Raw genomic sequence first — 13,854 nt, 5'->3', positions numbered from 1 at the left:
GCCGGAAACTGGCGCCGGAACCGGGCCGCCACTACCCGGCAGGACGCTTGCCACAACGAGATTCTCAGCAGGGTCGCCACGCGGCCGCGCGGGCCAGATCCCTTCGGTCGACGTGCCCGCCGCCCGCATTCGCCACCCGCTAATGGACGAGAGAAGATTTATGACTCATTACCTGGTCGTAACGGCCATCGGCACGGACAGGCCTGGCATCGTCAATGAGGTCACCCGCCACGTCAGTGGTTGTGGCTGCAACATTGTCGACAGCCGTCTTGGCATCTTCGGCAATGAATTCACCTTCATCATGCTGCTGTCCGGTGACTGGAACAGCCTGATGCAGCTCGAGATAAGCCTGCCCCTGCGCAGTCAGGAGTGGGACCTCATCACCATGATGAAACGCACCGAGCGCCACCAGTCGCTGCAATACGACATCAGCGCCAACGCCGAGATCCTGATCCGGGACCAGCCGGGCATCGTAAGCCAGTGCACCCAGTTCTTCAGCGATCACGGCTGGGACATCCAGGCCATGCAGACCATCACCCTGGAGCAGCAGCCGTTCAACCTGCTCAAGGCCAGCTTTCAGCTCAATCTGGCCAAGCAGGGAGAGGCGGCCGGCTCGCAGGCGGCCTTCGCCGGATTCTGTCGTGAACTGGGCGCAGAATCGTTCGAATTCATCGTCAACAACAAACACGCCTGACGGCTCATCAAGGAGATCCCATGCAACCTTTATCCGCTGGCAGCCTGGCCCCCGACTTTTCCCTCTCCGACCAGGACGGCAACCAGGTGCGCCTGGCCGACCTGCGCGGCAAGAAAGTGCTCGTCTATTTCTACCCCAAGGCGATGACCCCGGGCTGCACCACCCAGGCCTGCGGCCTGCGCGACGTCAACGCCGAGCTGGCCGCCCTCAATGTGGTGGTACTCGGCATCAGCCCGGATAGCGCCAAGCGGCTGAAAAAATTTGAGGAGCGCGACAGCCTGAACTTCCGCCTGCTGGCCGATGAAGATCATGCGGTGGCCGATGCGTTTGGCGTCTGGGGCCCGAAGAAGTTCATGGGCAAGGAGTATGACGGTATCCATCGGCTCAGCTTCCTCATCGACGAAGAGGGCAAGATCAGCCATCGTTTCGACAAGTTCAAGACCAGCGATCACCATCAGGTGGTGCTCGACCTGATCAAGGGCTGAACCCCAGGCGGGAGTGTCGATATGAAAAAGGGCCTGCAAGCGCAGGCCCTTTTTTATTCGCATCTCGCAGCCCTTCCGCATTGCAGACGGGGGGGCACGCGATCTCCCCCATTCGGTCACCTGCCCGGATGAGGGGCGGCAGCCTTGTTGTTTTCCATGGCGGGGCTGTGTGCATCCATAACGGGATGCCTTGGTGACGGGTCTTTCGGCACAAGCCAAATGACGCCCTTATTGTTGCGCCAACGGGCCAGAAAGCAAGGTGCCGGCCGTTACATTTAATTAACCAACCCGCGTCTGCGTTGATTTAGCGCCCCGCAATCTCGCCAACCTCCCCTGCCAGATCAAAAAATTCATCCTATATATGGGTTAACGTGACCCCAGTTTCATTTTCCAGTGAGAAAAGCCCATGAACATGAGCCACACCGAACGTCTGATCCTGAGCAACCAGTACGAGATCCTGGCCAAACTCAATCCGGAGAAGGCGGCGTTTTACCAACGGGCCAGCACCATCATCGAGCGCGGCTACTGCCTGCAGATCCTCGAACTGGAGAAGAGCTTCGGCCATCTGGATCTCGCCACCTGCCAGGAGGTGATCGACACCCTGGAGTTGCACCATGCGCTGGCCATCTCCTGGGGCAACCTGGACGCAGCCGATCAGGGAGAGATCAATGCCAGCCGACTGGAGTTCAACGGCTACAGCCGTAGCCAGGAGCGGGAGCTGGCCGATTACGTCTGCTTCCTGCTGGAGGTGGACAAGCGCTTCCCCGAACTCAAGTGCCCGTGCGACGAGCTCTCCAGCGACATCGCCATGCGTGACAAGTACCAGCGCATGCTGGCGGTCTGGCGCCAGTGCCCGCGCCAGTACAAGCTCTCCATCCAGGAGATCCGCAAGGTATTGGCGGCCTGATCCGGCAGCCATTAAAAAGGCGCCGCGAGGCGCCTTTGTCCGGTTGGCAGGCCGTGGGGCCTCACTCGTAGAGGAAGGATTTGTCCAGCTGCTTGAAGGCGGCGTTGAGGGTATCGGCCAGCTCTTCGTATCTCGGCTGGGCCACCAGCTGGCGCTGACCGCCCTGTTCGTTCATCTTGCCGTTGATCTCGCGATACCAGCTGGCAAGGGAGGGCGGCAGCCGGGTATCGGCACGCTGACCAAGCCAGTAATAGCCCTGCAGCGGCAGGCTGAGCAGAAACAGCACCGAGGTCATGACGGAAGGCCAGTAGTGCTGCTCGCCAAACTGGAACTGCAGCATGACGCTGAGCACTGCCAGCGCAGGAATCACCTTGAGGGCGAACTCGGTGGCCTTGATCACCCGATTCTCCGGGAACATGGAATTAAGCTCGGGACGGCGGGGCCAAAGGGTCATATAATGACGGCCTTGCTGTAACTTAGTTCCAAAAATGTTCATGCTCATGCTACCTCCGAGCTCTTTTTGAACGTATTAACGGCAAAACCACGACAATATTTGATGCACAATAACAAAGGTTGAGGATGACTTTGTTATTTTTCAACAATCGGGTTATCCTTTGTACGCCCAATTTTTGCGCCAACGGCCTGCCGTTGAGCCGTCAGGGACGTCTGGATTTCGGGTCTTGTATCACTATACAAGGGGCAAGCAACAGATTGCCAACCCTCATAAGGATAAGTTGAAAGTTTTTGGACACAGCGCGTCCAACGCATCCTCCTACACAACCCAATCTGCGATAGGATTTATTCATGAGTAAGCTGGTTCTTGTTCTTAACTGTGGCAGCTCTTCCCTGAAGTTTGCTGTCATTGACGCAACCACCGGTGATGACCTGCTGTCCGGCCTGGCCGAGTGCTTCAACCTCGACGACGCCCGCATCAAGTGGAAACTGAACGGCGAGAAAGGCAGTGCCGATCTGGGCGCCGGTGCCGCTCACCAGGAAGCGCTGGACTACATCGTCAACAAGATCCTGCCGCTCAACCCGGAACTGTCCAAGAACCTGATCGCCATCGGCCACCGTGTCGTACACGGCGGCGAGCGCTTCACCTCCTCCGTGCGCATCTGCGACGACGTGATCGCCGGCATCGAAGCCGCCGTACCGTACGCCCCGCTGCACAACCCGGCTCACCTGATCGGTATTCGTGAAGCCCGTCGTGTGTTCCCGGCGCTGGCCGAGAAGAATGTGGCCGTGTTCGACACCGCTTTCCACCAGACCATGCCGGAAGAAGCCTTCCTGTACGCCCTGCCGTACAAACTCTACAAAGAGAACGGCATCCGTCGCTACGGCGCCCACGGCACCAGCCACTACTACATCAGCCTGGAAGCAGCCAAGCAGCTGAACAAGCCGGTGGAAGAGCTGAACATCATCAACTGCCACCTGGGCAACGGCGGCTCCGTCTGCGCCATCAAGAACGGCCAGTCCGTCGACACCTCCATGGGTCTGACCCCGCTGGAAGGCCTGGTGATGGGTACCCGTTCCGGCGACATCGATCCGGCCATCATCTTCTTCCTGCACGACAAGCTGGGCATGAGCGTTGATCAGATCAACACCATGCTGACCAAAGAGTCCGGCCTGCAGGGTCTGACCGAAGTAACTTCCGACTGCCGTTTCGTTGAAGACAACTACGACAGCAAAGAAGAAGCCAAGCGTGCCATGGACGTTTACTGCTATCGCCTGGCCAAGTACATCGGCGCCTACGCCGCCGCCATGGACGGTCGTCTGGACGCCGTGGTCTTCACCGGTGGTATCGGTGAAAACTCCGCCCCGATCCGTGAAATCACCCTGAACAAACTGGGTCTGCTGGGCTTCGACGTCGATCACGACGCCAACCTGAAGGCTCGCTTCGGCAAGGGTGGCGAGATCACCAAGGCTGGCTCCACCAAGGCCCTGGTTATCCCGACCAACGAAGAGTGGGTCATCGCCCACGACGCGCTGGAACTGGTCGGCGCATAATTTCGCTGTAGAGCAAGGCCGCCCAAGGGCGGCCTTTTCCTGATCCCAAAAATGAACAAGGGGTATAAAGTGGCACGCACTATTATGCTTATCCCGGTCGGCACTGGTGTCGGCGTAACTTCCGTGAGCCTTGGCGTCGTTCGCGCCATGGAACGTCACGGTGTCAATGTCAGCTTCTTCAAACCGGTCGCTCAGCCGCGTCCGGGTGAAACCGGTACCGAGCGTTCCACCGCCGTGATCCGCGCTGCTGCCAACATCAACCCGCCCGAGCCGTTCGCCCTCTCCTACGCCGAGAACATGATCACCTCCAGCAACACCGACATCCTGCTGGAAGAGATCGTGGCCCGCTTTGAAGAGCACGTGAAGGCCAGCGGTGCCGAAGTGCTGGTCATCGAAGGCATGGTGCCGACCGACAAGCAGCCGTTTGCCAACAAGCTGAACTACGACGTCGCCAAGGCGCTGGACGCCGACATGGTGTTCGTGACCCACCCGGGCAACGACTCCAGCCAGAAGCTGAAAGAGCGCATCGAGCTGGCTTGCTCCAACTTCGGTGGCGTCAGCAACCCCCGCATCGTGGGCTGCGTCATCAACAAGGTAGGCGCCCCGGTTGACGAGCACGGCGTGACCCGCCCCGACCTGACCGAGATGTTCGAAGCCCATCACCACGGCGCCGACACCGCTCACAACCTGGAAGTACTGCAGGTATTCGGCAAGAGCCCGCTGCGCATCCTCGGCTGCATCCCTTGGAACACCCAGCTGATCGCCCCGCGCGCCAAGGATCTCGCCAAGCACCTGGCCGCCAAGATCCTGCACAAGGGTGAGCTGGACAGCCGCCGTCTGCAGACCGTGACTTTCTGCGCCCGCTCCATCCACAACATGATCGAGCACTTCCGTCCAGGCAGCCTGCTGGTGACCTCCGGCGACCGTTCCGACGTCATCGTCTCCGCCTGCCTCTCCGCCATGAACGGCGTCAAGCTGGGCGCCCTGCTGCTGACCGGCAACTATCACCCGGAACCCCAGGTGATGGCGCTGTGCCAACAGGCCATGGCTACCGGCCTGCCGATCATGATCACCGGCACCAACACCTGGCAGACCGCCGTCAGCCTGCAGAACTTCAACGTCGACATCCCGGAAGATGACCGCGAGCGTATCGAGCTGGTGCAGGACTATGTGGCCGGCCACATCGACAAGCACTGGATCGAGTCTCTCTCCGCCAAGTCCACCCGCTCCCGTCGCCTGAGCCCGCCGGCCTTCCGTTACCAGCTGACCGAGCTGGCCCGTCAGGCCAACAAGCGCGTCGTGCTGCCGGAAGGGGAAGAGCCGCGCACCATCAAGGCTGCCGCCATCTGTGCCGAGCGTGGCATCGCCCGTCCGGTGCTGCTGGGCAACCCGGAAGAGATCCGTCGCGTTGCCGAACAGCAGGGCGTGGTACTGACCGACCGCGTCGAGATCATCGATCCGGTTGCCGTGCGCGAGCGCTATGTGGCCCGTCTGGTCGAGCTGCGCAAGAACAAGGGCATGACCGAAGTGGTTGCCCGCGAACAGCTGGAAGACAACGTGGTACTGGGTACCATGATGCTGGAGCGCAACGAAGTCGACGGTCTGGTATCCGGCGCGGTGCACACCACTGCCAACACCATCCGTCCGCCGATGCAGATCATCAAGACCGCCCCGGGCTCTTCCCTGATCTCCTCCATCTTCTTCATGCTGCTGCCGGATCAGGTACTGGTCTACGGTGACTGCGCGATCAACCCGGACCCCACTGCCGAGCAGCTGGCCGAGATCGCCATCCAGTCCGCCGACTCCGCTGCTGCCTTCGGCATCGAGCCGCGTGTGGCCATGATCTCCTACTCCACCGGCACCTCCGGCGCCGGCGCAGACGTAGAGAAAGTGCGTGAAGCGACCGAACTGGCCAAGGCCAAGCGCCCCGACCTCATCATCGATGGTCCGCTGCAGTACGATGCCGCCATCATGGAGAACGTGGCCAAGTCCAAGGCACCGAACTCTCCGGTTGCCGGCAAGGCCACCGTGTTCGTGTTCCCGGATCTGAACACCGGCAACACCACCTACAAGGCGGTACAGCGCTCCGCTGATCTGGTCTCCATCGGCCCCATGCTGCAAGGCATGCGCAAGCCGGTCAACGACCTGTCCCGCGGCGCCCTGGTTGACGACATCGTCTACACCATCGCCCTGACCGGTATCCAGGCAGCCCAGGCCGAGTAATCGTCCGCGGCTCTGCTTGCTGAAAAACCCGCCGCAAGGCGGGTTTTTTTATGGCTGACTTGGGGAAATGTTGATCCGCAAGATCAAATCGGGATCCTGGCAGGATCCCCTGCTCGGTGACGGGTACCTGCCCGGCAAGGGCGGCGGGATAAGCAAACACTCACACCCGCCAGAGTCGATTGCACAATTGCGCCCCAGCGCAGATCAGATCCAAATATCCTTTTAAGATCAGCACACTAACGCCAGACACACCGCTAATCTACAGAGTTTTCCACAGCTTTTGTGGATAGTTTACCGATCATTTGAAAGAAAATGACAGACTCGTGCCAGCCCTCCATTCAACCAAGCGCCCACAAGAAAGGGGCTCCGAGGAGCCCCTTTAATCTGCCTGCAGCCAAGCGATAGCTCAGGGACGCAGCGCCTTGTCGGCGCGGGAGATGCCACACACCCCGGAGCGCACCACTTCGACAATCTCGTTGGTCTGGGCGGCGGTCTTGATGAAGGCATCCAGCTTCTCGCTGGTCCCCACCAGCTGCACCGTGTAGAGCTCGGGGGTGACGTCGACGATCTGGCCGCGGAAGATATCCGCCAGCCGTTTCAGCTCGTCGCGGCCACCACCGGCGGCGCGCGCCTTGACCAGGGCGATTTCCCGCTCGATGTGCTCCCCTTCGCTGAGATCACACACCTTGAGCACGTCCACCAGCTTGTGCAGCTGTTTCTGGATCTGCTCCAGCACCCGCTCGTCACCCATGGTGACGATGGTCATGCGCGACAGGGTGGGATCCTCGGTGGGGGCCACCGTCAGGGTCTCGATGTTGTAGCCGCGCTGGGAGAAGAGGCCCACCACCCGGCTCAGGGCGCCGGATTCGTTCTCCAGCAGAACGGAAATTATATGTCTCATCAGGTTCTCTCCGTCTTGCTCAGCCACATCTCGTCCATGGCACCGAACTTTATCTGCATTGGATAGACGTGCTCATCCGGGTCGACCGAGATGTCCATGAACACCAGCCGATCCTTCAGGGCGAAGGCCTTCTCCATGGCGCTCTCCAGCTCCGCCGGATCGCTCACCGCGATGCCGACATGGCCATAGGCTTCCGCCAGCTTGACGAAGTCAGGCAGGGATTCCATGTAGGAGTGGCTGTGACGGCCGCCGTAGAACATCTTCTGCCACTGCTTGACCATGCCAAGGGCGCGGTTGTTGATGGAGATGATCTTGATGGGCACCCCGTACTGCATGCAGGTGGAGAGTTCCTGAATGTTCATCTGCACCGAGCCGTCGCCAGTGACGCAGCAGACCACCGCATCCGGGTTGGCAAACTGGGCTCCCATGGCGGCCGGAATGCCGAACCCCATGGTGCCGAGACCGCCGGAGTTGATCCACTGGCGCGGCTTGGCAAACGGGTAGTAGAGAGCGGCAAACATCTGGTGCTGACCCACATCGGAGGCGACGAACGCCTCCCCCTTGGTCACCTTGTAGAGGGTCTCGATCACCTGTTGCGGCTTGATCAGGGTGGGATGGGTCTCATAGGCCAGGCAGTTGCGCGAACGCCACTGGCCGATCTGACTCCACCAGTCCGCCAGCGCCTGCTTGTCGTTGTCGAAGCCGCACTCGCGGATCACTTCCAGCATCTGCTCCAGCACGGTTTCCACCGAGCCGACGATGGGCACATGGGCCTGCACCGTCTTGGAGATGGAGGTGGGATCGATGTCGATGTGGACTATGGTGGCGTTGGGACAGAACTTGGCCACGTTGTTGGTGACGCGGTCATCGAAGCGGGCCCCCACGGCGAAGATGAGATCCGCGTTGTGCATGCTCTTGTTCGCTTCGAAGGTACCGTGCATGCCGAGCATGCCGATGAACTGCGGATGGGTGCCAGAGAAGGCCCCCAGCCCCATCAGGGTGGTGGTCACCGGCAGGTTCAGCAGCTCCGCCAGCTTGGTCACCAGGTGATCCGCATTGGCGTTGATGGCACCGCCGCCGACATACATCACCGGGCGGCTCGCCTCCACCAGCAGCTTGGCGGCACGCTTGATCTGGCCCTTGTGACCCGACTTGGTCGGGTTGTAGGAGCGCAAGGAGACCGTATCCGGGTACTCGTAGGGGAATTTTTCTTTCGGGTTCTGCACGTCTTTGGGCAGATCCACCACCACCGGCCCCGGGCGGCCGCTGGCGGCAATGTAGTAGGCCTTCTTGATGGCGGCCGGAATGTCGCTGGCCTTCTTGCACAGGAAGCTGTGCTTCACCACCGGGCGGGAGATGCCGATCATGTCGGTCTCCTGGAACGCATCCTCCCCGATCATGCTGGTCGGCACCTGGCCGGACAGGATCACTAGGGGAATGGAGTCCATGTAGGCGGTCGCGATCCCCGTGATGCAGTTGGTGGCGCCGGGACCCGAGGTCACCAGCACTGTGCCCACCTTGCCGGTGGAGCGGGCGTAACCGTCCGCCATGTGCACCGCGGCCTGCTCGTGCCGCACCAGGACATGCTCCATCTTGCCGTTTTCAAAGAGAGCGTCATAGATGTCGAGCACTGAGCCACCAGGGTAGCCGAAAACGTGCTCAACTCCCTGATCTTCCAGCGCTCTAACCACCATCTGGGCGCCTGATAACATCTCCATGATAAAGCCCTCCAGGCTTTGCTCCGTTAAGCGAAAGCTATCGGCAGTCCGCTGCTTCCCGGCACCGCCGGCCCGTGCGTTGTTGTTGTCTGAATACGGACCCGGCGAGTTCGGCGCTGTCGATAGTAGAAAAATAGGTTTTTTCCATCATTCACCCGCAAAGCGGGTGAAAAACCAACTTAACCCGCTTGTGAACGGTTGTCCACGGCTTTGTCTGACCACAACAGTCATAAATTTCAAACAACTATTAACATTCAGTGACTTGCTGGAAAGGGTGGGAACAATGCGGGGAAGATGGGTGGCAAGCCAGCGGATCATGCTGCAACAGCCGCCAAAAGCGGAAAAAAAATGGCCCACCGCCAGGGTGGGCCTTGGTGGCAGGCTGCGGATCAGTGATCCTGTTCCGGCTCCGCCAGCCAGATCTGCTGATCCGGATCCGTCTCTTCGCAGACCGAGATGCTGACCCCCATGTCCAGCAGCTCGTGCAGGGTGAGATTGTCCGCCAGGTTCATGGTGTCGCCGTTTTCATTGGTAAAGCGCATGGTGTCCGTCCTCTCCTTGGTGGGATCCCTCTCAGTCTAGTCAAAGGCGCTCACTTGCGATAACCAGCAACTGCTGAGGGCACTCCCCTCCTCCAGCTCGCTCAGCCGATCGCACACCTCCTCCGGAAACAGGGTTCGGGCCCACAGCCGGCGGGAGAGATCCGCCACGCTCTCCTGGGCGCCGGCGGCGAGCCAGCCGGCCAGCTCCCCCGCCACATCGGGGTAGCAGATCTGGCCCGGGGCCGTCGCATCCAGCCAGGCCCGCACCGCGTTGGCATCGAGCGCATCCATCAGCCGCGCCAGCCCCATCAGTTCGAGGGTCTTGCTATTGGTCAGCTGCTCGAACTGGCCTCCCAGCGGCTTGACCAGCAGCTTTTTGCCAAGGGAGAGCGCCTCCGAGGCGAGCTCGAAACCACCGTTGGTGATGACCCCGCGACAGCCGGCCAGCACCTGCTTGAACGCCTCACGGGCCTGCGGCTCGAAGCGAATGTTGCGCCACTGGCTGGCATTGCGAATGGCCGGATGAAAGCAGACGAAGTGTTGCTGGTTGAAGCGCGACAACAGGGCCGCGATCGCCTCGGTCTGCTCGAACGGCAGATAGACCAGGATCTGCTGGTTGTCGGGCCCATGACTGATGGGATCTATGATGGGCGGCAACAGGGGCTGGCCGAAGTGAAACCAGTGCAGCCCGAGCGACTGGCGCACCGGCGCGAAGTGGCGCATCAGCTGGCGGTTGAAGCCGCTCTCCCCCCAGCGTGGAATGGGCCAGTCGAAACTCGCCTGATGGCTGATGGTGAGGCTCGGCTTGTCCCAGCGGCGAGCGGCATGGGCGCTGATAGGCTCGAAATCGCTGATGACGAGGTCGTAGTCGCGACAATCGAGCGCTCGCATGTCGCGCCAGAAGCGCAGGGGCGAGAGCCCCTTGAGGGTGCGCCAGTTCGAGATGGCCCCCTCATGGCTGACGAAGGTGATACCGGGAAAGGTGCGGTAGTCGCCGAATTCGGCCATCTCGAAGTAGCCGTCCGCAGGACGGCCGCTGAACAGATAGTCCACCTCCAGACCACTGGCCCGCAAGGCCCGCGCCAGGGTACGGCTGCGGCTGATGTGGCCGTTGCCGGTCCCCTGCACACCGAACAGTATCTTCATCCCTGCCCCCACATGAGCGCCAGCAGGGCGCAGCCACCGCCGAGCAGGGCGCCGGCTACCAGGTCACTCAGATAGTGGACCCCCAGCAGCAGACGGGATGCCCCCACCAGCGCGGCCCAGACGAACAGCAACGGCGCCCAGAACGGGAAGCTGGCCGCCAGCACGGTAGCCATCAGGAAGGCGGCGGCGGTGTGACCCGAGGGCAGGCTGTAGCGGTCGGAGGGGGTGATGAAGACCGGCAGCCCCACCGGGCGCTGGCGTTTGAGGGCATTCTTGAGCAGCAGGTAAAGCGGCAACTCGAGGGCGAAGGCGAGCAGTGCCAGCTTCACCAGTTCGCGCTCGGCTTCCCCCTGCCACCAGAGCAGGGCCGCCAGCACGGCGTAGAGCGGGCCGTCACCGGTACGGGAGATGAGCCGGCTGATCCTGGCCTGTGGCCGGTTGTAGGCGTGGAGCAGGCAGATGCGGCACACCTGCAGGTCCCATTGCTGGATCTTGTTCATAACCCCTCCTTCCCTAGCGTCTCAAAGCAGACTAGGGCGGCGGGGTGACACTTGGTTGACGTTCAAATAACAGATTTATGAAAAAAGGGCCGAATGGCCCTTTTTGCTACCAGCGTGGCAAATGATCAGTTCAGGGTGCCGCGCAGGCCGTTTTCCATCAGGCGGCAGTTGTGATCCGCCAGGCGAGCCATGAAGTGCTCGTCCACGGTCAGGCCGAACACCTGCTCGTAGAGATCCTTCATCACGAAGGGCTGCCACATCATGCTGAGGAAGGAGATCTTCAGCATCTCGGGATCCAGGTTGTCACCCAGCTCGCCGTTGTTCTTCATGGACTCCAGCAAGGCATCGAACTGGGGCAGCTGGCGTTCCAGCAGGCGGTTCAGCACAAAATCCCGACCCGGACTCTTCTCGGTCGATAATGCACTGGAGATGGCGGAGGTCAGCTCGCTGTTGGGCGCCATCACCTGGTAGTAGGTATTGAGCAGATCGTTGAGGCTGCGGTTGCCGGTCTCGTCGTGCCAGGCTTGGTCCAGCGGCTCGGCCACATCCCCCAGCACCGCCTTGTAGAGGCCCTCTTTGCTGCCGAAGTAGTAGTGGATCATGGCCAGATTGGAGCCAGCCAGCTCGGCGATCTCGCGGGTCGTCACCTTGCTGTAGGGGGTGTTCAGAAAACGCTCGCGAGCGGCACAGAGCAACTTGTCACGAATGTCAGAACGTCCGACCGGACGACCAGGTCTACGTTTTTCCATTTAATACCTCGGATAATTCAGCAGAAACTGACAAGTCGATCTGATTGTACAGATGATCGAGTACAGCAGGAATGACCAGATAATCGGGCAAGGGCCGAATATGGGACAAGTAAATTTGCACTCCTTTACAATCCGATTAAATAAACCAGCGAAATGAACCGGGTGCGTACGGTTGACACAGCATAAAAATCTCGATATTGGTAAAAGCGTTATCGACTGCAAGGATTGATTCATCATGCGTATTGCCGCTCCGCTACTACTAATCTCCCTAATCGCGACCTCTCGCGCGGGATCCTTGTAGCCGGGCTCAGGCATAGCCGGAATTTACAAAAACCCGTGCACCCTGCACGGGTTTTTTTATGCCAACGCAGGATGCACGTCACCGAACTTAGGAAGGGGGAAGTCACATGTCAGATCGGGTCATCATATTCGACACCACCCTGCGCGATGGTGAGCAGGCCCTGGCGGCCAGCTTGACGGTCAAGGAGAAGCTGCAGATCGCCCAGGCGCTGGAGCGGCTCGGTGTCGACGTCATGGAGGTGGGGTTCCCGGTCTCCTCCCCCGGCGACTTTCAATCGGTGCAGACCATTGCACGTCACATCAAGCAGAGCCGGGTCTGTGCCCTCGCCCGCGCCTTGCCCAAGGACATAGACGCCGCCGGCGAAGCCCTGCGGGTCGCCGACGCCTTTCGCATCCACACCTTCATCTCTACCTCCTCCATCCACGTCGAGAGCAAGCTCAAGAAGAGCTTTGAGGACGTGCTGGAGATGGGGGTCAGCGCCATCAAGCATGCCCGCCGCTACACCGACGACGTGGAGTTCTCCTGCGAGGATGCAGGCCGCACCCCGATAGACAACCTGTGCCGCATGGTGGAGGCCGCCATCAAGGCCGGCGCCCGTACCATCAATATTCCCGATACCGTGGGCTACACGGTGCCGACCGAGTTCTCCGGCATCATCCAGACCCTGTTCAACCGGGTACCCAACATCGATCAGGCCATCATCTCGGTGCACTGCCACGACGATCTGGGGCTCTCGGTGGCCAATTCCATCGGCGCCGTGCAGATGGGGGCCCGCCAGATCGAGTGCACCATCAACGGCATCGGCGAGCGGGCCGGCAACTGCTCGCTGGAAGAGGTGGCGATGATCCTCAAAACCCGCGCCGACCTGCTCGGGGTGCACACCAATATCCGTCACAGCGAGATCCACCGCACCAGCGCCTTGGTCAGCCAGCTCTGCAACATGCCGGTGCAGCCCAACAAGGCCATTGTCGGGGCCAACGCCTTCTCCCACAGCTCCGGCATCCACCAGGATGGCGTACTCAAGGCGAAAAACACCTACGAAATCATCACCCCAGAGAGCATCGGCCTCACCCAGAACAACCTCAACATGACTTCCCGCTCCGGCCGCCACGTCATCAAGCACCGGATGGAGTCCATGGGCTACGCCGAGAGCAGTTACGACCTCGACGATCTCTACGGCAAGTTCCTCACTCTGGCCGACAAGAAGGGGCAGGTGTTCGATTACGATCTGGAGGCCCTCGCCTTCTTCAGCCAGATCCACGAAGAGCCGGAGCACTTCAAGCTGGAGTACCTCGGCGTGCAGAGCGGCAGCTCGGTGATGGCCACCGCCTCGGTGAAATTGAAGGTGGGCCAGGAGATCGTCAGCGAAGCCGCCACCGGCAACGGCCCGGTGGATGCGGTCTACCAGTGCATCAACCGCATCACCGGCTACGAGATCAGCATCGACAAGTACGAACTCAAGGGCAAGGGGGAAGGCAAGAACGCCCTCGGCCAGGTCGACATAGTCGCACAGTACAAGGGCCGCAAATTCCATGGCATGGGCCTGGCCACCGACATCATAGAGTCTTCCGCCCAGGCGTTGATCCACGTGATCAACAGCATCTGGCGCGCCGATCAGGTGGCCGAACAGATGGAACGCAACGTCGCAAAAACAGACAAGATCAATACGGAGAGCGTGTGA

At 60.6% G+C, this 13,854-nt stretch carries 13 protein-coding genes; 6 read left to right on the top strand and 7 right to left on the bottom strand.

From position 1 onward, the window contains the following. The first annotated feature begins 160 nt into the window (after positions 1-160). The 3 genes from AB5Y98_RS00815 (at position 161) to AB5Y98_RS00805 (ending at position 2,086) form a co-directional block, all read left to right on the top strand. The gene (locus AB5Y98_RS00815; protein ID WP_005304323.1) at positions 161-694 is read left to right on the top strand and encodes a glycine cleavage system protein R; all 534 of its coding nucleotides are present in this window, start codon (positions 161-163) and stop codon (positions 692-694) included. 20 nt (positions 695-714) lie between these two features. Beyond that, the gene (bcp, locus tag AB5Y98_RS00810) at positions 715-1,179 is read left to right on the top strand and encodes a thioredoxin-dependent thiol peroxidase (RefSeq protein ID WP_095593367.1); all 465 of its coding nucleotides are present in this window, start codon (positions 715-717) and stop codon (positions 1,177-1,179) included. A gap of 406 nt (positions 1,180-1,585) precedes the next feature. Next, positions 1,586-2,086 carry a YfbU family protein gene (locus AB5Y98_RS00805; RefSeq protein WP_005304330.1) on the top strand — a complete coding sequence of 167 codons (501 nt, stop codon included), beginning with the start codon at positions 1,586-1,588 and terminating at the stop codon, positions 2,084-2,086. A gap of 61 nt (positions 2,087-2,147) precedes the next feature. Here the strand turns inward: AB5Y98_RS00805 and yfbV are convergent, their stop codons facing one another. Beyond that, on the bottom strand, positions 2,148-2,588 hold the full coding sequence (gene yfbV, locus AB5Y98_RS00800; protein WP_017779105.1) for a terminus macrodomain insulation protein YfbV: 441 nt from the start codon (positions 2,586-2,588) through the stop codon (positions 2,148-2,150). A 302-nt stretch (positions 2,589-2,890) separates the two neighbouring features. Between yfbV and AB5Y98_RS00795 the strand changes: the two genes are divergently transcribed. Then, entirely contained in the window at positions 2,891-4,093 is a 1,203-nt protein-coding gene (locus AB5Y98_RS00795) for an acetate kinase (RefSeq protein ID WP_005304335.1), read from the top strand. Positions 4,094-4,144: 51 nt separating this feature from the next. After that, entirely contained in the window at positions 4,145-6,316 is a 2,172-nt protein-coding gene (gene pta / locus AB5Y98_RS00790) for a phosphate acetyltransferase (RefSeq protein WP_017763828.1), read from the top strand. 406 nt (positions 6,317-6,722) lie between these two features. Here the strand turns inward: pta and ilvN are convergent, their stop codons facing one another. The 6 genes from ilvN to AB5Y98_RS00760 form a co-directional block, all read right to left on the bottom strand. After that, the gene (gene ilvN / locus AB5Y98_RS00785; protein ID WP_005304342.1) at positions 6,723-7,217 is read right to left on the bottom strand and encodes an acetolactate synthase small subunit; all 495 of its coding nucleotides are present in this window, start codon (positions 7,215-7,217) and stop codon (positions 6,723-6,725) included. Continuing rightward, a complete protein-coding gene (locus AB5Y98_RS00780; RefSeq protein WP_368231092.1) occupies positions 7,217-8,935 on the bottom strand; it encodes an acetolactate synthase 3 large subunit in 1,719 nt (572 codons plus the stop codon). The genes ilvN and AB5Y98_RS00780 overlap by 1 nt, the downstream gene beginning before the upstream one ends. A 389-nt stretch (positions 8,936-9,324) precedes the next feature. Continuing rightward, entirely contained in the window at positions 9,325-9,477 is a 153-nt protein-coding gene (locus AB5Y98_RS00775) for a hypothetical protein (protein WP_005304348.1), read from the bottom strand. Positions 9,478-9,513: 36 nt separating this feature from the next. Further along, positions 9,514-10,623 (bottom strand): MJ1255/VC2487 family glycosyltransferase, encoded by a 1,110-nt coding sequence (locus tag AB5Y98_RS00770; protein ID WP_368231090.1) that lies wholly within the window; start codon positions 10,621-10,623, stop codon positions 9,514-9,516. After that, positions 10,620-11,123 (bottom strand): phosphatase PAP2 family protein, encoded by a 504-nt coding sequence (locus AB5Y98_RS00765; RefSeq protein ID WP_043171982.1) that lies wholly within the window; start codon positions 11,121-11,123, stop codon positions 10,620-10,622. The genes AB5Y98_RS00770 and AB5Y98_RS00765 overlap by 4 nt, the downstream gene beginning before the upstream one ends. Before the next feature lie 125 nt (positions 11,124-11,248). Then, the gene (locus AB5Y98_RS00760; protein ID WP_005304358.1) at positions 11,249-11,872 is read right to left on the bottom strand and encodes a TetR/AcrR family transcriptional regulator; all 624 of its coding nucleotides are present in this window, start codon (positions 11,870-11,872) and stop codon (positions 11,249-11,251) included. 407 nt (positions 11,873-12,279) lie between these two features. On the opposite strand from AB5Y98_RS00760, the gene leuA reads away from it, so the two are divergent. Next, positions 12,280-13,854 (top strand): 2-isopropylmalate synthase, encoded by a 1,575-nt coding sequence (gene leuA / locus AB5Y98_RS00755; RefSeq protein WP_005304362.1) that lies wholly within the window; start codon positions 12,280-12,282, stop codon positions 13,852-13,854.

This window comes from Aeromonas sp. s3, from assembly GCF_040907805.1.
GTDB lineage: Bacteria > Pseudomonadota > Gammaproteobacteria > Enterobacterales > Aeromonadaceae > Aeromonas > Aeromonas dhakensis.
The sequence above is the reverse complement of the archived record's forward strand: the minus strand, read 5'-3'. Positions and strand labels throughout refer to the sequence as shown.

Excerpts from the sequence above, each read along its gene's own strand:
- AB5Y98_RS00765 (WP_043171982.1), bottom strand. The coding sequence starts at position 11,123 with ATGAACAAGATCCAGCAATGGGACCTGCAGGTGTGCCGCATCTGCCTG.
- ilvN (WP_005304342.1), bottom strand. The coding sequence starts at position 7,217 with ATGAGACATATAATTTCCGTTCTGCTGGAGAACGAATCCGGCGCCCTG.
- AB5Y98_RS00770 (WP_368231090.1), bottom strand. The coding sequence starts at position 10,623 with ATGAAGATACTGTTCGGTGTGCAGGGGACCGGCAACGGCCACATCAGC.
- AB5Y98_RS00795 (WP_005304335.1), top strand. The coding sequence starts at position 2,891 with ATGAGTAAGCTGGTTCTTGTTCTTAACTGTGGCAGCTCTTCCCTGAAG.
- AB5Y98_RS00760 (WP_005304358.1), bottom strand. The coding sequence starts at position 11,872 with ATGGAAAAACGTAGACCTGGTCGTCCGGTCGGACGTTCTGACATTCGT.
- pta (WP_017763828.1), top strand. The coding sequence starts at position 4,145 with ATGAACAAGGGGTATAAAGTGGCACGCACTATTATGCTTATCCCGGTC.
- leuA (WP_005304362.1), top strand. The coding sequence starts at position 12,280 with ATGTCAGATCGGGTCATCATATTCGACACCACCCTGCGCGATGGTGAG.
- AB5Y98_RS00780 (WP_368231092.1), bottom strand. The coding sequence starts at position 8,935 with ATGGAGATGTTATCAGGCGCCCAGATGGTGGTTAGAGCGCTGGAAGAT.
- AB5Y98_RS00815 (WP_005304323.1), top strand. The coding sequence starts at position 161 with ATGACTCATTACCTGGTCGTAACGGCCATCGGCACGGACAGGCCTGGC.
- AB5Y98_RS00775 (WP_005304348.1), bottom strand. The coding sequence starts at position 9,477 with ATGCGCTTTACCAATGAAAACGGCGACACCATGAACCTGGCGGACAAT.
- bcp (WP_095593367.1), top strand. The coding sequence starts at position 715 with ATGCAACCTTTATCCGCTGGCAGCCTGGCCCCCGACTTTTCCCTCTCC.
- AB5Y98_RS00805 (WP_005304330.1), top strand. The coding sequence starts at position 1,586 with ATGAACATGAGCCACACCGAACGTCTGATCCTGAGCAACCAGTACGAG.
- yfbV (WP_017779105.1), bottom strand. The coding sequence starts at position 2,588 with ATGAGCATGAACATTTTTGGAACTAAGTTACAGCAAGGCCGTCATTAT.